15 protein-coding genes and 1 tRNA gene are annotated in these 18,536 nt (G+C 35.0%); 10 read left to right on the top strand and 6 right to left on the bottom strand.

The window, feature by feature from the left end:
- Positions 1 to 4: 4 nt before the first annotated feature.
- The 3 genes from GQ45_RS08445 to GQ45_RS08435 all read right to left on the bottom strand — a co-directional run bounded on the left by GQ45_RS08445 (position 5) and on the right by GQ45_RS08435 (position 1,991).
- Positions 5 to 820, bottom strand: a complete 816-nt coding sequence (locus GQ45_RS08445; RefSeq protein WP_047416697.1) for a purine-nucleoside phosphorylase — start codon at positions 818 to 820, stop codon at positions 5 to 7.
- Complete coding sequence (locus GQ45_RS08440; RefSeq protein ID WP_047416695.1) at positions 813 to 1,433, bottom strand: TIGR04282 family arsenosugar biosynthesis glycosyltransferase; 621 nt, start codon at positions 1,431 to 1,433, stop codon at positions 813 to 815. The genes GQ45_RS08445 and GQ45_RS08440 overlap by 8 nt, the downstream gene beginning before the upstream one ends.
- Before the next feature lie 69 nt (positions 1,434 to 1,502).
- Positions 1,503 to 1,991 (bottom strand): rhodanese-like domain-containing protein, encoded by a 489-nt coding sequence (locus GQ45_RS08435; RefSeq protein ID WP_047416693.1) that lies wholly within the window; start codon positions 1,989 to 1,991, stop codon positions 1,503 to 1,505.
- Positions 1,992 to 2,128: 137 nt separating this feature from the next.
- On the opposite strand from GQ45_RS08435, the gene GQ45_RS08430 reads away from it, so the two are divergent.
- Entirely contained in the window at positions 2,129 to 3,652 is a 1,524-nt protein-coding gene (locus tag GQ45_RS08430) for a glycoside hydrolase family 32 protein (RefSeq protein WP_231555173.1), read from the top strand.
- Positions 3,653 to 3,692: 40 nt separating this feature from the next.
- Here the strand turns inward: GQ45_RS08430 and GQ45_RS08425 are convergent.
- Positions 3,693 to 3,765, bottom strand: a tRNA-Phe gene (locus GQ45_RS08425).
- A gap of 101 nt (positions 3,766 to 3,866) precedes the next feature.
- Here GQ45_RS08425 and GQ45_RS08420 point away from each other — a divergent pair.
- From GQ45_RS08420 to GQ45_RS08390, 7 genes are all read left to right on the top strand, one after another.
- Positions 3,867 to 4,595 (top strand): type III pantothenate kinase, encoded by a 729-nt coding sequence (locus GQ45_RS08420; protein WP_047420212.1) that lies wholly within the window; start codon positions 3,867 to 3,869, stop codon positions 4,593 to 4,595.
- Positions 4,596 to 5,858 (top strand): membrane protein, encoded by a 1,263-nt coding sequence (locus tag GQ45_RS08415; RefSeq protein ID WP_047416689.1) that lies wholly within the window; start codon positions 4,596 to 4,598, stop codon positions 5,856 to 5,858. It begins immediately after the preceding gene.
- 17 nt (positions 5,859 to 5,875) lie between these two features.
- Complete coding sequence (locus GQ45_RS08410) at positions 5,876 to 7,246, top strand: lipopolysaccharide assembly protein LapB (protein ID WP_047416687.1); 1,371 nt, start codon at positions 5,876 to 5,878, stop codon at positions 7,244 to 7,246.
- A 1-nt stretch (position 7,247) separates the two neighbouring features.
- A complete protein-coding gene (gene lptC, locus GQ45_RS08405) occupies positions 7,248 to 7,859 on the top strand; it encodes an LPS export ABC transporter periplasmic protein LptC (RefSeq protein ID WP_047416685.1) in 612 nt (203 codons plus the stop codon).
- A complete protein-coding gene (locus GQ45_RS08400) occupies positions 7,852 to 8,055 on the top strand; it encodes a hypothetical protein (RefSeq protein ID WP_047416682.1) in 204 nt (67 codons plus the stop codon). The genes lptC and GQ45_RS08400 overlap by 8 nt, the downstream gene beginning before the upstream one ends.
- A gap of 2 nt (positions 8,056 to 8,057) precedes the next feature.
- Positions 8,058 to 9,347, top strand: a complete 1,290-nt coding sequence (locus GQ45_RS08395; RefSeq protein WP_081980908.1) for a hemolysin family protein — start codon at positions 8,058 to 8,060, stop codon at positions 9,345 to 9,347.
- A 510-nt stretch (positions 9,348 to 9,857) separates the two neighbouring features.
- Positions 9,858 to 11,978, top strand: coding sequence for a peptidylprolyl isomerase (locus tag GQ45_RS08390; RefSeq protein ID WP_047416678.1), 2,121 nt, complete (start codon positions 9,858 to 9,860; stop codon positions 11,976 to 11,978).
- Positions 11,979 to 12,139: 161 nt separating this feature from the next.
- On the opposite strand, the gene GQ45_RS08385 is transcribed toward GQ45_RS08390, so the two are convergent.
- Both GQ45_RS08385 and GQ45_RS08380 read right to left on the bottom strand, forming a co-directional pair.
- Positions 12,140 to 13,048 carry a GYDIA family GHMP kinase gene (locus GQ45_RS08385; RefSeq protein ID WP_047416677.1) on the bottom strand — a complete coding sequence of 303 codons (909 nt, stop codon included), beginning with the start codon at positions 13,046 to 13,048 and terminating at the stop codon, positions 12,140 to 12,142.
- Positions 13,048 to 14,367: a hydroxymethylglutaryl-CoA reductase, degradative gene (locus GQ45_RS08380; RefSeq protein WP_047416674.1), complete on the bottom strand. Its 1,320-nt coding sequence runs from the start codon at positions 14,365 to 14,367 to the stop codon at positions 13,048 to 13,050. Before GQ45_RS08380 ends, GQ45_RS08385 begins: the two co-directional genes overlap by 1 nt.
- 401 nt (positions 14,368 to 14,768) lie before the next feature.
- On the opposite strand from GQ45_RS08380, the gene GQ45_RS08375 reads away from it, so the two are divergent.
- Together GQ45_RS08375 and GQ45_RS08370 are read left to right on the top strand one after the other, a co-directional pair.
- On the top strand, positions 14,769 to 16,934 hold the full coding sequence (locus GQ45_RS08375) for a S9 family peptidase (RefSeq protein WP_047416673.1): 2,166 nt from the start codon (positions 14,769 to 14,771) through the stop codon (positions 16,932 to 16,934).
- 30 nt (positions 16,935 to 16,964) lie between these two features.
- Positions 16,965 to 18,497, top strand: a complete 1,533-nt coding sequence (locus GQ45_RS08370) for a peptide MFS transporter (protein ID WP_047416671.1) — start codon at positions 16,965 to 16,967, stop codon at positions 18,495 to 18,497.
- Positions 18,498 to 18,536: the final 39 nt, after the last annotated feature.

Raw genomic sequence — 18,536 nt, 5'->3', positions numbered from 1 at the left:
AAGCTTACAATTGTTTTAATAATTCTCTAAAGAGTTTAACCATTTTAGGCTCGGTTTTTTCGGCTACTGCAATAATTTCTTGAACATTTACAGGCTTTAAATTGTCGGGATCACATTCATCGGTGAGAACAGAGATCGCTACAACAGGGAGGTCTAAATGATTAGCGACAATAATTTCAGGAACAGTACTCATGCCAACAGCATCAGCGCCTAACAATTTAAGCATTCGATATTCTGCTCTTGTTTCTAATTGAGGGCCAAGAACAGAAACATACACTCCTTGTCTAAGCGTAATGTTTTCTTTTTCAGCGATGGCTAGTAATTTCTTTCGCATGTCTGTATCATACGGATTACTCATGTCAGTGAACCTTGATCCAAATTCACTTACATTTTTAAAAGCTAAAGGAGAAGCACCTTGTAGGTTAATATGATCTTCAATCAACATCATATCGCCTTTTTTCATACTTAAGTTGATGGCTCCAGATGCATTAGAGATTAATAACTTTTTAATCCCGAGCTGGTGCATTACCCGAATTGGATAAGTTACATCCATTAAATCATAACCTTCGTACATGTGAAAACGTCCTTGCATGACCACGACTTTTTTGTTTTGAAATGTACCATAAATAAGTTTTCCGCTATGAAATTCTACGGTAGCTAAAGGAAAAAACGGAATGTGGTTATAATGAGCTTCAATGGTGTTTTCAAGTTCATCTACTAATTTTCCCAAACCGGTACCTAAAACGATACCAATTTCAGGGCTTTCAAAACCTTTGCTTTTTAAGTAGTCTGTAGATTCTTTTAATTGTTTTTTAGTCATTTTTATACTTTTTTAAGAAAGGTTTAAACGCCGAAATGTTTTCAATGTCTTCATAATAGTCAACATCGTTTCTGGTGTCTAAAAGTATTGTATTTTTATTTTTTAAATCGTTTAATGTAGCCTTTAAAACGGTTTCGGTTCCCCATTTTTTATTTTTAAATACACTGGGCTGAAGGGTTTTCATTCCCAGTAGGTAATAACCGCCATCTTCCGCTGGGCCAATGACAACATCGGTATTGTTAAGTTGGGAAAAGGCATTTTCTAGGTCGCCTTCACTTAAATCGTACATATCACTACCAATAACAATAATTTTTTCAAATCCGGCTGCAAAACCCTCTTGAAAAGCATGGGCCATTTTCACTCCCAAATCACCATCGCTTTGTAATTTTTTTTGGTATATGGTAGCATCCCAGATATCATCTTGCCAAATAGTTTCAGAGTAGTACACTGATTTTGCGACTTTCAAATTTTTGGTAATGCGCACGGTATGTTGAAGTAAAAATTGGTAGATATCTAGTGCTGTTTGATCGCCAACTGTCGCTGCTAATCGCGTTTTGCACTTGCCAAGCTCAGGATTTCTAGTAAAAATAAGGAGTAAGTTTTTAGAGGACACAAGATAGAATTTAAGTTTTAGTACTTATCCAATGCTTCGGATCAGAAGATTTTTTTGTATCAAAATAGCTTATCGGTCAACTTTCTCTCCTTTGGTCAAAAGTTTACCCCAATATTTATTAAAGGTGTGTACTTTGGTGGTGGTATTTCCATCAATGTCAAAAATGGGATAGTCTCTTTCAACCCATTCAAAAATGCCACCGTATAAATTTTTGACATTCGTAAAACCTTCGGCAATTAATTTTTCACCAATATTTTCCGAACGCACCCCAATTGAACAGTAGACTACAATGGGCGCATTTTTATCTGTTAGGCTTAAATTTGCGATGTTAAAATCATGATACCCCACCCAAATTGCATTTTTAAGGTGGCTTACCTCAAATTCCTCTTTTTTTCGGGTATCTAAAATAATACTATGCTCAGCTGAATATAAAGCTTCAACGCTAATATATGAGACGGTATTTTTATTCCACTTTTCAAGTGTTTTTTCAATGGTTCTTTGTCCGTTTGAGAAATTCGAAAATGAAAAAGCTAAAAAAAGAAAGATACTATATTTCATGGTATTTTAAAAAATAGATAACAAAGATACCGATTTGTAGACTGTAATTCAAAGCAACATATTTCTTATATTTAAGAGTTGTAAAAAATTTTTAAAATCATATAAACGCGATGGTAAAAAAAATATTTGTTTTAAGTATGGCAGTGTTTTTTTCTTGTAATCAGAAAAAAGAAAAGAATACGGTAGAAATTCAGTCTATCAAAAACGAAAACGAAGAAAGCTACAGACCTCAATATCATTTTACGCCATCAGAAAAGTGGATGAATGATCCTAATGGGTTAGTGTATCATAAAGGCGTATATCATTTATTTTATCAATATTATCCTGATGATATTGTTTGGGGTCCCATGCATTGGGGTCATGCAACTAGTAAAGATATGATCTATTGGGATAGAAAACCAATAGCCTTGTACCCAGATAAAAATGGTTATATATTTTCTGGGAGTGCTGTAATTGATTTTGAAAATAGTTCTGGTTTTGGATCTAAAGAAAACCCTGCTTTAGTAGCTCTTTTTACATATCACAATATGGATGGAGAAAAGGCAGGCAGAACAGATTTTCAAACTCAAGGAGTTGCTTACAGTTTAGATAATGGAGAAACATTTAAGGTTTATGAAGGAAATCCTGTCATAAAAAATGAAGGAATGAAAGATTTTAGAGACCCAAAAGTTTTTTGGAATGAAAAAAACAAGTCTTGGACGATGCTTTTAGTAGCTGGGAATCATTTGCAAATTTGGCAATCTAAAGATTTAATAGGTTGGAAGAAAGTAAGTGAATTTGGCAAAAACCAAGGTGCTCATGGCGGAGTTTGGGAGTGTCCTGATTTATTTCCTCTGAAAGTAGAAGGTGAAAGTGAAGAAAAATGGGTATTGTTAATTAGTATTAATCCAGGAGCGCCAAATGGGGGAAGTGGCACTCAATATTTTGTAGGTGATTTTGATGGCACAACATTTACATCAAAACAGGAAAATATAAAATGGCTTGATTGGGGCACCGATAATTATGCAGGGATCACGTATAATAATACGCCAAATCAAGAGCGAATTTTTATAGGCTGGATGAGCAATTGGTCTTACGCTCGTGATACGCCAACCAATACATGGCGAAGTGCTATGACAATACCAAGAAATTTATCTTTAAAAGAAATAAACGATGAATATCAATTAATAAATTACCCTATCGATAACTTTAAAAACCTTCTTGAAAATGCCATAACAAAAACTGTAGAATTAAAACCACAGGCTGAGGAAGCTGTAGTGTATGATCATTTCAACCAAACTCAAATTACGTTTACGACAAAGGCCAGAGATTTTAAATTAAATTTTAAAAATAATTTTGGCGATAATTTATTGCTTGAAATGAATGGAAAAGAAAACACTTTTATCCTTAATAGAGAAAAGTCTGGAAAAGTAGATTTTCAAGAAGATTTTGCATCAATTCAAAAAATGCCTATTGGCCATCTGCCAAAAGATTTAATAGAAGTTAAAATTTTAATGGATTGGTCTTCGATAGAAATTTTTATCAACAAAGGACAGTATGTAATGACAGCTCAATTATTTCCCAACGAAAATTACTCTCAGCTAAATTTTGTAAACACCTCAGAAGCAGATGTAATTTTTAATGAGATTAAACTTGAAAAAGTAAAAAGTATTTGGAAGTAAAAACAAAAAAACCCGAACATTTCTGTTCGGGTTTTTAATGTGGTGCCTCCAGGAATCGAACCAGGGACACATGGATTTTCAGTCCATTGCTCTACCAACTGAGCTAAGGCACCAACGCTTATTAGCGGCTGCAAATATAATTTCAATTTTGCGATATCCAAACAAAAATGAAAAAAAAGCGAAATGTTTTTTATCATTTTTGCAACTTTGTAAAATGAACCTAGTAATAGACGCAGGAAATAGTTTTGTTAAGGTAGCTGTTTTTAAGGGAAATAGCCTCTTGAATGACGAACAATTTGAGCTTTCTGAATTTGTACTTCGGATCAAAAATATTTTTAAAAAATATCCAAATATCAACCATGCTATAGTCTCTTCGGTAGGGTCTGTAACCGATAAAGAGCTTAAAGTACTTAAACTTTTCTGTAAAGTACATCAGTTGAGTCATGCATCTAAAGTTCCTTTTAAAAATTCATATGCCACTCCACAAACGCTGGGAGTGGATAGAATAGCCTTGGCATGTGCAGCATTTTATCATAATCCAAAGGGGAATAGCTTAGTCATAGATGCGGGAACTTGTATTACCTACGATATGGTAAATGATTTTGGAGAGTATTTAGGCGGTGCTATTTCGCCTGGGTTACAAATGCGATACAAGGCTTTGTACCAACAAACTTCAAAACTACCTTTACTAGAACCAGAAAAAGAGGTGAATCTTATTGGAAATACAACAAATTCAAGCATTCATAGTGGTGTTATTAATGGTGTTTTAGCTGAAATTAATGGGCTGGTAGACCTGTACAATCAGCGTTTTAAAGATTTAACAGTTATTTTAACAGGTGGTGATGCCCTATTTTTGTCAGAACGAACAAAAAATACCATATTTGCGAATCCAAAATTTCTCCTTGAGGGATTAAATTACTTATTGGAATACAATAAAAAGTAAATGATTAGAAAATTAGTAGTTGTAATAGTCGCTTTTGCCTCTTGGGGGTTAACGGCGCAAAGCGGAAGTTCATCTCCTTACTCTTATTTTGGTTTAGGTGATATTATAGCCTCAGGTACTGTAGATAATCAAATGATGGGTGGTATAAGCATGCATGCTGATAGCATACATATAAACTTAAAAAATCCTGCGGCTTACAGCCAGCTAAGATTAACCACATATGCTGCGGGAATATCGCATAAGCGTTTAGGATATACTAGCGCAACGAGTAAGGAAAACTCTACCTTAACAAATTTGGATTATCTATCTATAGGCGTTCCGTTAAGTAGTCGCATGGGTATGGGTTTTGGCCTAATGCCATTTTCTTCTGTGGGGTATAATATAGAATCAAGCACCACTGACGCCAATGAAACAACCTTAAGTAATGAATATTCCGGAGACGGAGGTTTAAATAGGGTTTATTTGTCTTTAGGATATAAGATCCTCGAAAATTTGAGTGTTGGTGCCACAGTTAATTATAATTTTGGAACCATCAATAACAGAAGAGTTCAGTCATCATCAGACGTTCAATTTGGAACTTTAGATAGAAGAGAGTCAAAATTAAGTGGGTATGACTTTAATTATTCTTTAAATTACACGCCTAAGCTAAATGATAAATACAGGTTGTATTCTTCTTTAGCCTTTGATACCCAGGTGAATCTCAATGCTGAGAATCAGCAATCATTAGGCTCCTTTTCAAGGATAAACGGACAAGAAATTGAAGTTTTTGAAGTAGATTTGCAGGCAGAGGGTTTAAATAGGGCAGATGTGAGAATACCAACGATAGCTACATTGGGTCTTGGAATGGGTGAGGATTTAAAATGGTTTGTGGGGGCAGAGTATAGTTTTCAATCCTTAACAGACTATAAAAATGATTTCTTTCAAGTAGACAATTTACAATACGGCGAAGCAAGTACTTTTGCTGTTGGAGGGTACTATATTCCTGATTATTCTTCATTTACAAACTACTTTAATAGAGTAGTTTACAGGGCTGGTTTACGTTATGCGGATACTGGAATGGTAATTAATAATGAATCAATAAACGACTTTGGCATAACTTTTGGAACTGGATTACCGTTGAAGGACTTTTCTAATCTGAACATAGGTTTTGAGTTTGGTCAGAGAGGAACTATTGACGCAGGACTGATAAAAGAAAATTATTTTAAATTTAATATTGGACTATCTTTAAATGCAGAGTGGTTCTACAAACGAAAAATTAATTAACCGTTAAATACTAGATCATGAAAAAGAGAATTTATATCGTAGCTATGTTGCTTTTTGGGTTTACGGGGGGTGCAATAGCACAAGCCAACCCAGAATGCCCTACAAACTTATCCATAGTGCATGAAAATGTGAAGGTGAAAAACTATGAGGCTGCTTTCACGCCTTGGAAAATGCTGTACACCACATGTCCAGATTTAAATAAAGCCATTTATATCTACGGTGAAAGAATTTTAAAGTTTAAAATTGAAAAATCAGCCGGTGCGGAAAAAACTGGTTTCATTAATGATTTAATGGGTCTTTATGATGCAAGTATTAAATACTTTCCAAAAGATTTTACAGTAGCGGGTATTGCCATCGATAAAGCCTTGTTGATGAATGATGAAAAAATGGGTTCTGATCAAGAAATCTATGATGTTTTACATAATGGTTTTACAGTAGACAAAGATAATTTTGGGAATCCAAAAGCGTTATACTTGTATTTTTCACTACTCGTAGATTTACATAAAGCAGGTGCAAAAGATTTGCAAGAAGTTTTTGATACCTATGATAACGTAACGGAGCAAATTTCTGTTGAAAACAAAAAATTAACAGATAATATCGAAAAGTTATTGCCAAAAGAAGATGATGGGACTATTACGGCAAAAGAGAAAGGAAGATTAGCAGCGTACACTCAAAACTCAGGAATTTATGGTAGTATAGAAGGTAGTATTGATGCTAAACTAGGAGCTTTAGCGGATTGCTCTAATTTAATACCCCTATACGAAAAGAGTTTCGAAGATAAAAAAACAGATATCACTTGGTTAGAAAGAGCATCAAGCAGAATGTACAACAAAGAATGTACAGATGATCCTATGTTTAAAAAAGTTTTAGATGCACAATTGGCGTTAAAGCCTACAGCAGATTTGTATGTGTATTTAGGTGGATTAGAAAGTAAAGCTGGGAATAAGAGTTCAGCATTATCATACTTTACTAAAGCTATAGATTTAGAAACCGATAAATTTAAAAAGTCTAACTTATTGTATAAAGTAGCCACCGATTTTTCTAGAAGTGGCAGTAAGTCTAACGCTAGAAGCTATGCTCAAAAAGCTTTAGATGCAAATCCTTCAAATGGTAAGGCTTATTTATTAATTGCTAGTTTGTATGCCAGTAGTGCTAATGATTGCGGTAGCACTAGTTTCGAAAAGCGTGCTATGTATTGGAAGGCTGCAGATGTTGCTCGCCAAGCGGGAAGAGTAGATCCTTCATTAGCCAGCAGATCGGCTAGAGCCGTAGAGAGTTACATGTCTAAAGTACCCTCTAGAGAAATGATTTTTAGTGAGAATATGGCGGGTAAAACGGTGACATTTAACTGCTGGGTAGGTGGCAGTGTAAAGGTTCCTAGTTTGTAATATGAAGCTATTTCATATAAATAATTTTAAAAGCATTGCTGTAGTTTGCGCTACAGCAATGCTTTTTTTGGCTTGTGCCGACGAGTACAGTAAAACGGGTGACGAATTAAAAAAGAAACTGTATCCTCAGTGGACTGCCGAAAATTATAAGCTTGTTTATACTGAAATACCTGAGGTTACACTTGCAGAGCAAATAGCTGAAACAAAAAAATTGGTAGTGCTCACCGGAGCAATAAGTGAAAATTTTGAGAATCTCGCTTTTCCATACATCACGTTTCCAAAAGGCTTAAAAATCGATTATTTTGATAAAGAAGGGAATAAAAGTGTAATTTTGGCAGATTACGGAATTATTTATTCTGGAACTGACATCATAGATTTAATAGGCAACGTGATTATAGAGATGCAAGACGGTAAAAAGTTAGAAACGCCACAGCTCTATTACGATCGTGCAAATAAATGGATTTTTACGCAAGAAAAATTTAAATTTTCTGACGAAAAAGACGGTACCTTAATTCATGGTATGGGAATGGATTTTAATGAAGATTTTACGATTTTAAATGCGCATAAAACCGGAGATGGTTATAAAATTATTAAAGACGAAATAGATGACTAAATTTTTTAAATACACCGAATATATATATTTAATTATCGGGTTTTTATCGCTCAATGTTATTTATACCAATTGGAGTAGCGACAAGCAAAGAGCTTATTTGTTTATATTTTTTGCAGTAGTATCCTTCGGTATGTTTTTGTTTAGACGAAACTATCGCATAAAATTCGAAAAACACAAACAAGATAATAAAGAGTAATCTTGGGACTATCAATTGTTATTATTATTGGCTGCTTGATTTTATCTGCCTTTTTTTCAGGGATGGAGATCGCCTTTATTTCTGCAAATAAAATTCATATTGAAATTGAAAAAAAACAAGAAGGTTTTTTAGCTAAAGTATTAACAAGACTTACCAAAAAACCATCGAAGTTTATCGCCACCATGCTTATAGGTAATAATATTGCCTTGGTCGTGTATGGCCTGTATATGGGTGACTTGCTCATGAATTGGTTTTTGAGTTATGGCCCATCAAATAGTACCTTGGTAACGGCACTCTTAACCGATTTTAGTCTAATAGCACAGACGGTAATTTCAACGATAATTATATTGCTGACTGCGGAGTTTTTGCCTAAAGTGCTCTTTCAAATATATTCAAACACTTTACTAAAAATACTGGCTTTACCTGCCTATATTTTTTATATTCTTTTTTCATTTATCTCAGATTTTGTGATTAAAATCTCTGATATTATTTTAAAGGTGTTTTTTAAAACCGACGGTGATGAAGTACAATTGGCCTTTAGTAAAATAGAATTAGGCGATTATATTACAGAGCAAATGGAAGCGGTAGAAAAAGAAGATGAAGTAGATTCTGAGATCCAGATTTTCCAAAATGCTCTTGAGTTTTCGGCTGTTAAAGCACGCGAAGTTATGGTGCCTCGCACAGAAATTGAAGCGGTCGAGCTTCACGAGACACCAAAAAGTTTAATAAAAAGGTTTTCTGATACGGGCTATTCGAAAATATTGATTTATAAAGACACTATTGATAATATTATTGGTTACGTGCATTCTTATGAACTTTTCAATAAGCCTAAGACGATTAAAAGCATTTTAATGCCGGTTGAGTTTGTGCCGGAAACCATGTTAATTAGTGATATTTTGAGCAACCTTATTAAAAAACGAAAAAGCATGGCGGTTGTTTTAGACGAATATGGCGGAACTTCCGGAATCATGACCGTTGAAGATATTGTAGAGGAGCTTTTTGGTGAAATCGAAGATGAACATGATTCAACCGATTTAATTGAAGAAGAAATCGATTCGAAAAACTATAAGTTTTCGGCACGTTTAGAAGTCGATTATATCAATGAAAATTACAGGTTAGAGCTTTCAGAAAGCGACGAATACGGAACATTAGGAGGGTTAATTGTTAATGAAACCGGGGAAATACCGGATAAGGATGCTCAGATCAAAATAAATAATTATTTATTTACTATTCTTGAAGTTTCGAGCACGAAGATAGATTTAGTGGCCCTTGAAATATTAGATAAAGATTAGAAATACTTCCTAATTAGTCTTAGGGGTACAATTCTATATTTGCTTTTAGGTTCAAGGCGTTTTTAGCCTTAGCTAATTAAAGTTAGCGGAAGTATCCTGATTAGTGAACTAATTCATTTTCATCTATAAAAGTCCTCAAGGCTTGACTTCATGCCTAATACCTTGGGTATGAGATGGGAATAAATTTAGGATTCAGTGTCCTATGGTTTCTTGATATCGATACTCTTTTAAGGCTTGTGTTTAAATTTTATTTTTGAACGCCTTAGCTTCCTTTTTTAGTACTAAAATTCACTTCCTGCAGGTTTATAATCTTCTGAAAAACAATTAGGTAGTTCTTTTTATAGGCTTGTTTTTTTTATTTTGACGACAGTTCACTACAAACCAAAGTGTTAGCGTAACTGTACAGGGGTATTTTCTATTTTTCGTGCAGTAAATATTATAAAATTTTTGTCTTTAGTATTTAAAAGAAAAATGGTAATTTCGTGCGCTGATATAAAATAGTAATATAGAATGGCAATTTTAGATAAAATTAGAAAGCAAACAACCATATTGATTTTAATCATAGGTTTAGCATTATTTGCATTTGTAGTATCTGGTATCTTTAGCGCAGATTCCTTTTCAGGGAATAAAGCTGGTTCCGCTATTGCAGAAATCAACGGTAATGAAATTTCTATAGATGAATTTAGAGAAAAGGTTGAAATAGCAACTCGTAACTACGGTCCTAGCGCTACAGCAATGCAAGTGGTGAATAATGTATACGACCAAGAAGTTCGAAATGCGATTCTAGAGGAGCAATTTAAGGCTTTAGGAATTACAGTAGAACAAGATCAAATTGTAGATTTCTTAAGATCAAATCCTCAGTTTTCACAAATGCCTCAGTTCTTAAATGACAATGGGGTTTTCGACGAAACAAAGTTTATTTCGTACATCGCTGATTTAAAAGAAAATAACCCACCAGCTTATCAGGCGTGGTTACAGAACGAAAAAGATATTATTCGTGCTGCAAAGGAGCAAATTTATTTCAACTTAATTAGATCAGGTGTAGGAGCTACTTTAAAAGAAGGAGAATTAGACTATAAATTTGCGAATGACAAACTAGATATTAGCTATGTAAGAGTACCTTTTACCGCTATAGCCGATAGTACCGTTGCCGTAAGTAAAGCTGAAATTGAAACCTACATAAAGGCACACAAAGAAGATTTTAAACAAGAACAGAGCAGAGATATTCAATTTGTATATTTTGAAGAAAAGGCATCTGTAGGAGATGAAAATTCTGTAAAAGAAAATATCACAGCACTTTTAAATGACAAAGAGGTCTTTAGTGAAGCTAAAGACACAACCGAAGTGATAAAAGGATTTAGAAATACAAGCGATATGGCGGTATTTTTAGATCTTAATTCTGATATGAAGTTCGATACCGTTTACAAACCAAAATCGAGCTTACCAGTAAAATTTGCAGATACAATTGCACAATTAAATGTTGGAGAAATTTTTGGACCTTACCGTGATGGTAATATGTTTAAGGTAACGAAGCTAACAGGAAAAAAGGCTAATGGCAATGTTAAAGCTAGTCATATCTTAATAAAATATAAGGACTCTCAAAGTGCTGACGAGACAACGACGAGAACAAAAGAAGAAGCCGAGCAAATGGCAAAGGAAATTTTAGTTGAAGCTAAAAAATCGGATGTCAATTTTGCTGACTTGGCAAAAGAAAAATCTGAAGGGCCTTCTGCACCAAGAGGTGGAGATTTAGGGTTTTTTCAGGAAGGTGCTATGGTAGCTCCATTTAATGATTTTGTTTTTAGCAATAGCACGGGTTCTATAGGATTGGTAGAAACTGATTTTGGCTTTCATATAGTGAAAGTAGAAGAAAAGCAAGATGTTTATCAAATAGCAAACCTAGTTAGAGAAATTGAGGCCTCTGAAACAACTACAGATTTATTGTTCCAAGACGCAACGAAGTTCGAAATGGAATCTATTGATGGTAAAAAAGTATTTTCAGATTTAGCTGCAGAAAAAAATTATGTGGTAAGACCGGTAAATAAAATTAATCCTATGGATGAAAATTTACCAGGACTTTCTGCACAACGCAGTATCGTTCAATGGGCATTTAATGAAAACACTGAAAAAGGAGATATCAAGCGTTTTGACTTAAATAACGGCTATGCTGTTGTTCAATTAGTAGCAAAATATGAAAAGGGCTTAATGACTGCTGAAGATGCTTCTGCAACGGTATTGCCTATATTGCGTAAAAAGAAAAAAGCAGAGCAAATCATAGCTGCCAACAAAGGAAAGTCTATGGATAATTTTGCTTCAAGTAATAATGTTTCTGCTGCTACAGCTACCGCTTTAACGGTAAAAGCTGCAACCATTCCAGGTGCAGGGAATGAACCTGCCATTGTTGGTGCCGCCTATGTTTTAGGGGAAGGTAAATCTTCAGGCTTGCTAGAAGGAAATACCGGAATTTATATGATTAGTGTTACCAAAAAAACCGAGGCTCCTAAGCTAGATAACTACAGCACTTTTGCAAATACGCTAAAAAATGCAAAGTCAAATTCAATATATTCTTCATTATTTGAAGCGCTAAAATCAGGTGCAGAAATTGAAGATAATAGAGCTATTTTCTACTAGTAGCTCCATAGACCGAACGACTTAAAAAAGCCTCCATTAGGAGGCTTTTTTTATGGGTGTATTTTTTAAGTATATTATTTGTGATAAACAAGAGCTAATATTTTATATTACGCTAGTTATGCTGCCATCACTTGCTTTTTTAGTAGTGATGGGTAAAGCTTTTAAAGTACCATTTCTGCATAAGGTAAAACAGTCGTATAGCCTTTATCCTTAAAATATTTCGGCGTATTTTCAGCTCCGACAGCCATAATAAAATCACCGCCCCAAGCCCCTAAACTTTTAATAGCCCCATTAAAATCGCTAAATCGTTCTTGCTGTATAGGAGTTTTATGCAGTACGGCACCAACTAAAACTTCATGTGCTACAATAAGCTGTTTAAATAGATCAATATTTTTACAAGAACAGATTTCTTTGGTAAGCGATGTTATTTTTGAAATGAATGTTTGGGTATCAAATGCTGCTTTTCGATAGCTGTTAATACCGTCTCTACTATTTTGTTTTGTGTTGAGGTGTATAAAGTAAATAGCATCTAGAAAATTAGGCGTAAATGGTGCTTCAGTAACCAAAGGTTTTTTTTCTAACACTTGGTACGTAATGGGTTGCTTATGCTGCGCACAGGCTATGTCATAACCACTGCCGGTAAAGGCATTCCACAGTAAGGTAAACGGATTAACTTCTGCCCATTGAGCAAGGTTGTTTAACAAGGTAGAGGAGGAGCCCAAGCCCCAATCTCTGGGAAAGTCTAAATAGGTATGTACCTCATACCCGACATTTTCAGACAGAAAACTAGCGTTTAATTTTTGAGCTTCTATAACTATTTTCTGAAGCGTTTTCGCTATTTGGCGATCAGTGGAAGATACTATTTCTAATGTTTTACTGTCAAAAAGTGCTTCGAACCATATTTTAGATTGATAGTCAAAACTTTTCCATACTATTTTTTTTGTGGTGTTTTGGGTAAGTACAAGTGATTGACCATACCTTGTTGGCACGGCTAAGGCAAGAGCCCCGTCGAGAACGGCATATTCTCCAGTGAGTAATAATTTCCCGTTGCTGTAGAACTTTTTTGTCATTATTTATGGCGTAATTGAGCTAAGGCTTCTACAACGGCACTGTGGCTTACCGTATGCTTTTTAAAATAGTCAATCAAGGCTATTTTTTCACTTTCAGTAGCTTCAAACTGATTTAGAATATTCATCAAGTGCATTTTCATGTGCCCTTCTTGAATTCCCGTAGTCACCAAAGAACGAACAGCGGCAAAATTTTGAGCAAGACCGGCTACAGCCGTAATTTTCATTAATTCTTGAGCTGATGGTTTTTGTAATATTTCTAAAGCTAATTTTACCAGAGGATGTAAAGAGGTTAAACCGCCAACCGTGCCCAAGGCTAGTGGTACTTCAATCCAAAATTTAAAAATACCATTTTCAATACTCGCGTGCGTTAAGCTTGAGTAGTTGCCATTTTTTGCAGCATAGGCATGCACTCCAGCTTCTACAGCTCTAAAATCATTACCTGTGGCGAGTACAACCGCATCAATCCCATTCATGATTCCTTTGTTGTGGGTTACCGCTCGAAAAGGTTCAGCTTTGGCAATTTCAACCGCTCTAAGTATTTTTTTTGCAAAAACTTCAGGCGCTATATTTTTGTCTTCGTTTAAATCTTCTATGGGGCAACTCACTTCGGCTTTTACAATACAGTTCGGTACGTAATTGCTTAAAATACTCATCACAATGTCTAAGGTCTCCTTATTTTGAGTGTTCAAAGCACTGTCATCAAATTCTCTTCTCAGCGTTTTTGAAAATTGCTCTAAACATGTATTTATAAAATTGGCGCCCATGGCATCTTGTGTTTCAAAGGTGCAATGCAATTGATAGTAATTTTTTAATTCCTTCGTTTTGTTTCTGAGCTCAATATCTAAAATGCCTCCTCCTCTTTTTTCCATGTTTTTAGTAAGCAATGCAGCATCCATTTTCAAAATGGGCTTTAATTGCTTAAAAAAAGAAGTTATTTGATCAGCATCACCGTCATACATAAAATGAACTTGACCTACTTTTTCAGTATTTAGAACCTGCGCCTTAAATCCGCCCCTGGTCAACCAAAATTTTGCAGCTTTACTTGCTGCGGCAACTACCGAACTCTCTTCAATCACCATTGGAATAGCGTAGAGTGAATCGTTAATTAAAAAATTAGGAGCTATCCCGAAAGGCAAATAGTAGTTGGTAATTGTATTTTCTATAAACTCGTCATGAAGCTTTTGAACCTTAGCATCCGTATTCCAATAACGTTCCAGAAGGGTAGTGGTATGCGCTGTATTTGAGGTATAATTCTCAGCAATCCATTTAATTTTTTGATCTTTAGTAAGCTTTGAGAATCCTTGTATAGGCGTAATCATATATTGTTTTATTTCAAGTGTCAAAGATACTGAACTCGTATAAATTTTTTGTTTGTAAGCAAAACTTTTAAATTTTTGGCTTTACTGCCACTCATTTGAAAACCAGCCCTGCTGCTATACAGTGCCAAAAGACATAAATTTTAGTGTTGCATGAGCTAAGAACTGTAAGACATTTTTTTTAGGTTCCCTTTTAAGGCTCTTTTTAGGGCTCTAGCTAGCGCGCAACCATCAAGCCTAAGCTGTGAAATAATCTTATGCATGAATTGGTGTGTTTTTCTTTATAAAAGTTTATTTTTATCTCAAATTATAAATAAAAACTTTTTTTTTAGTCTCACTCGTAAAATTAGTCTCCAGCATATTTCTAAATTGACTTCTTTTTCTTGTAAACCTTATCGAATAACATGAAAAAAATTCTATCCTTTTTCCTTATTGTAATTGCTATTAGCCTAAGTGCTCAGGCCCAGAATAAACCAGTGTCCCTCGAAGAAATATGGAATGGCACGTTTAGAACTGAAGGCTTAGATGCCTTGCGTTCACTGAATAACGGAACGCAATACACTGTTTTAAATTTTGATAGAAATACCCGAACTTCTAGTATTGATATTTATGATTATGAAACCTTAAACAAAGTAGGCACTGTGGTTGATTCTGGAAATTTACCAGGGATACCTAATTTTTCATCCTATGTGTTTAGTGCTGATGAAAGCAAGGTATTATTGGTAACTGAAAGAGAGGCTATTTTTAGAAGGTCTTCGCTTGCCATTTATTATATCTACGATGTCAAGACAAAATCAACTATAAAAATTTCGGATACTAAAATTCAAGAACCAACGCTGTCGCCAGATAACAGTAAGGTTGCTTATGTTTTCGAAAATAACCTTTATATTTTTACCATTGCTACTCAAAAAACAATGCAGGTAACCACTGATGGCATTAAAAACAAAATTATCAATGGGGTAACCGATTGGGTCTATGAAGAAGAATTTGGCATTGTGAGGGCCTTCGATTGGAATGCAGATGGCAGTAAAATTGCCTTTATACGATTTGATGAAACCAAGGTACCTGAGTTTTCTATGGATGTTTATGGCACCGATTTATACCAAACACAAACGGTTTTTAAATATCCAAAAGCCGGAGAAGATAATGCCCTAGTGACCTTGCACATGCTCGATGTTGATTCAGGTAAAATTTCTGATGTAAATGTTGACAATGCCTACTATATTCCACGGATTAAATGGATGAACGATAACAATATGCTAAGCGTTCAAACCTTAAACAGGCATCAAGATCATTTAAAAATGTATGCGGTAAACGCTAATGATAATACCGTTTCCGTGTTATTAGAGGAAAAAGATAAAGCCTATGTTGATATAACGGATAATTTAACATTCTTAAAAGATGATAGTTTTATTTGGACGAGCGAAAATGACGGCTACAATCATATTTACCTATACCGTCAAGATGGGAAGTTAATACAGCAGATTACTAAAGGTAACTGGGAAGTGACTAATTATTATGGATACGACCAAAAGCAAAATAAAGTATACTATCAAGGCACTGAAAATGGCAGCATAAATCGCGATGTGTATAGTATTGGTACCAACGGCAAAAATAAAAGGCGGTTAAGCAGCAAGGAGGGCCAAAATAGAGCCGATTTTAGTGCAGATTTCACCTATTTCATCAATACTTTTTCTAGTGCCACCACTCCACCAGAATATACCTTGCACAAGGCATTAACAGGTAAAAAAGTAAAAGACATTTTAGATAATAAGGCTTTAGTAAAAAAATTAGAAGACTATCAAATAAGTCCTAAAGAATTTTCAACCATCTCGGTAAATGATAACGACTTAAATATGTGGATGATCAAACCAGCAAATTTTGATGCCACTAAAGAATACCCCTTATTTATGTTTCAATATAGCGGACCAGGTTCACAATCGGTTTCAAATACTTGGATGGGATCAAACGATTACTGGTACCAATTACTTGCGTCGGAAGGCTATATAATAGTCTGTGTAGATGGTCGAGGAACTGGATATAAAGGGCGCGATTTTAAAAAAATAACGCAGAAAGAATTAGGGAAGTTTGAAGTTGAAGATCAAATCAGTGCTGCTCAAAAATTAAGTGAATTGCCTTATATTGACGCTAACAGAACTGGTATTTGGGGTTGGAGCTATGGTGGCTTCATGAGCACCAATTGTATTTTAAAAGGCAATGACACCTTTGAAATGGCTATTGCGGTAGCCCCAGTAACTTCATGGCGTTTTTACGACAGTATTTATACAGAACGTTATATGCAAACCCCTCAAGAAAATGCAAGTGGGTACGATGAAAATTCTCCATTTAATTATGCGGATAAGCTAAAAGGAGCCTATTTACTAGTACATGGTACTGGCGATGATAATGTGCACGTTCAAAATACCATGCGCATGATCGAAGCTTTGGTGCAAGCCAACAAAGAGTTCGATTGGGCTATGTATCCTGATAAAAATCATGGAATTTACGGGGGCAATACAAGACTTCATTTGTATAACAAAATGACCAATTTTATTAAAGAAAACCTATAACTAAAACCCATTTAAAACCAATTAAATAGTATGGAAAATACATTGAAACCAATGGAAGAGCAAGAGCTTTTCGGGCACCCAAAAGGATTATTTTACCTCTTCTTTGCAGAATTATGGGAGCGTTTTAGTTTTTACGGAATGCGGGCCTTATTAACGCTTTACATGGTGAATGTAGTCTTTGAGGCATTAACGACAAGAGATTTTGCAGCAGCGGCGGTCTACGCATCTTATGGTTCTTTGGTATACGCTTCCACCGTTATTGGGGGTAGAATATCAGATAAGATTTTAGGATTGAGAAATTCTATATTTTTAGGTGGTATTTTAATGGCATTTGGGCACTTTGTGTTGGCCATAGAAAACAATTACGCATTCTTTACAGCCTTAGCACTAATTGTTGTGGGTAATGGTTTTTTTAAGCCTAATATTTCCACTTTTGTAGGGTCTTTATATAAAGATGGCGACATCAGAAAAGATTCTGGATTTGTGATTTTTTATATGGGAATTAATATTGGGGGCTTTGTAGCTCCTTTACTTTGTGGTTGGTTAGGGAAAACCTATGGTTGGCATTATGGTTTTGGATTAGCGGGAATAGGCATGTTATTAGGCCTTATAGCTTTTTGGAGCGGTATAAAGAAGAACGTTTTTGGCGATAAAGGGCTGCCACCAACAGAAATGATTTTAGACAAGAAAATAGCAGGAGTACGGCAAGGAATTATGATTCCGGTTTTGGCAGTATTGTCAGTTCCGATAATTGCTTTTTTATTATCAGCCTATAAGTCTTTAGGAGAAGAAGGGTCTTTTTTGGAGGGCGAAAATATTGTAAATCTTATATTTTATGGCATCGCGGCAGCTATTGCCTTATTTTTAACCAAAATTTTGATTGAAGCCAATGTGGATGAACGTAAAAAATTGATTGTGGCTATCTTGATATCCTTCTTTATGACCATATTTTGGGGTTTTCATGAACTTTCAGGTAGTGTTATTACTTTATTTGCGGAGCGAAATGTGAATTTGTCCTTTATTGATGCATCACAAACCAACGCTTTAAACTCAATGTATATCATTATTTTATCGATTCCGATTTCGATGCTTTTTACCTACTTGAAAAAGAAGAAGCTGGATCCAAGAACACCCTACAAATTTGCACTAGGTTTAGCCTTCGCGGGAATAAGCTTCCTAATACTATCTCTTAGCGGTGGTAGTGCCGATGCAGATGGGATGGTGCCATTTTCTTACTTGTTAATTATGTATTTTTTAATATCGGTTGGAGAATTGTTCATGTCTCCAGTAGGATTGTCTAAAATAACTGATTTATCGCCAAAGCGTATCGTGGCATTTATGATGGGTATTTGGTTTTTATCGTCTGCTTTTGCATTTCAAATCGTAGGGTTTATAAGTAAGCAGCTAGCGATTGAAAGTGATGATAAAAATATTGGAGGTTTGGATACACTGACGGTTTACACCGATGGTTTTGGATTAATTGCGAAGTACGCTATAGGTGCTGCAATCATCGTTTTAATAGCGTCTCCATTTATTAAAAAATTAATGGGTAAAGTTCATTAGAATATTTTAAGCATTTTTATTTAACGCTCACTTTGGTAT

The organism is Cellulophaga sp. Hel_I_12 (assembly GCF_000799565.1).
Taxonomy (GTDB): domain Bacteria; phylum Bacteroidota; class Bacteroidia; order Flavobacteriales; family Flavobacteriaceae; genus Cellulophaga.
Note: the sequence above shows the minus strand (reverse complement) of the source record. Positions and strands in the feature narration are given on the sequence as shown.

Coding starts and splice junctions, on each gene's coding strand:
- GQ45_RS08445 (WP_047416697.1), bottom strand. CDS start 820: ATGACTAAAAAACAATTAAAAGAATCTACAGACTACTTAAAAAGCAAA.
- GQ45_RS08435 (WP_047416693.1), bottom strand. CDS start 1,991: ATGAAATATAGTATCTTTCTTTTTTTAGCTTTTTCATTTTCGAATTTC.
- GQ45_RS08430 (WP_231555173.1), top strand. CDS start 2,129: ATGGCAGTGTTTTTTTCTTGTAATCAGAAAAAAGAAAAGAATACGGTA.
- GQ45_RS08420 (WP_047420212.1), top strand. CDS start 3,867: ATGAACCTAGTAATAGACGCAGGAAATAGTTTTGTTAAGGTAGCTGTT.
- GQ45_RS08415 (WP_047416689.1), top strand. CDS start 4,596: ATGATTAGAAAATTAGTAGTTGTAATAGTCGCTTTTGCCTCTTGGGGG.
- GQ45_RS08410 (WP_047416687.1), top strand. CDS start 5,876: ATGAAAAAGAGAATTTATATCGTAGCTATGTTGCTTTTTGGGTTTACG.
- lptC (WP_047416685.1), top strand. CDS start 7,248: ATGAAGCTATTTCATATAAATAATTTTAAAAGCATTGCTGTAGTTTGC.
- GQ45_RS08400 (WP_047416682.1), top strand. CDS start 7,852: ATGACTAAATTTTTTAAATACACCGAATATATATATTTAATTATCGGG.
- GQ45_RS08390 (WP_047416678.1), top strand. CDS start 9,858: ATGGCAATTTTAGATAAAATTAGAAAGCAAACAACCATATTGATTTTA.
- GQ45_RS08385 (WP_047416677.1), bottom strand. CDS start 13,048: ATGACAAAAAAGTTCTACAGCAACGGGAAATTATTACTCACTGGAGAA.
- GQ45_RS08380 (WP_047416674.1), bottom strand. CDS start 14,367: ATGATTACGCCTATACAAGGATTCTCAAAGCTTACTAAAGATCAAAAA.
- GQ45_RS08375 (WP_047416673.1), top strand. CDS start 14,769: ATGAAAAAAATTCTATCCTTTTTCCTTATTGTAATTGCTATTAGCCTA.
- GQ45_RS08370 (WP_047416671.1), top strand. CDS start 16,965: ATGGAAAATACATTGAAACCAATGGAAGAGCAAGAGCTTTTCGGGCAC.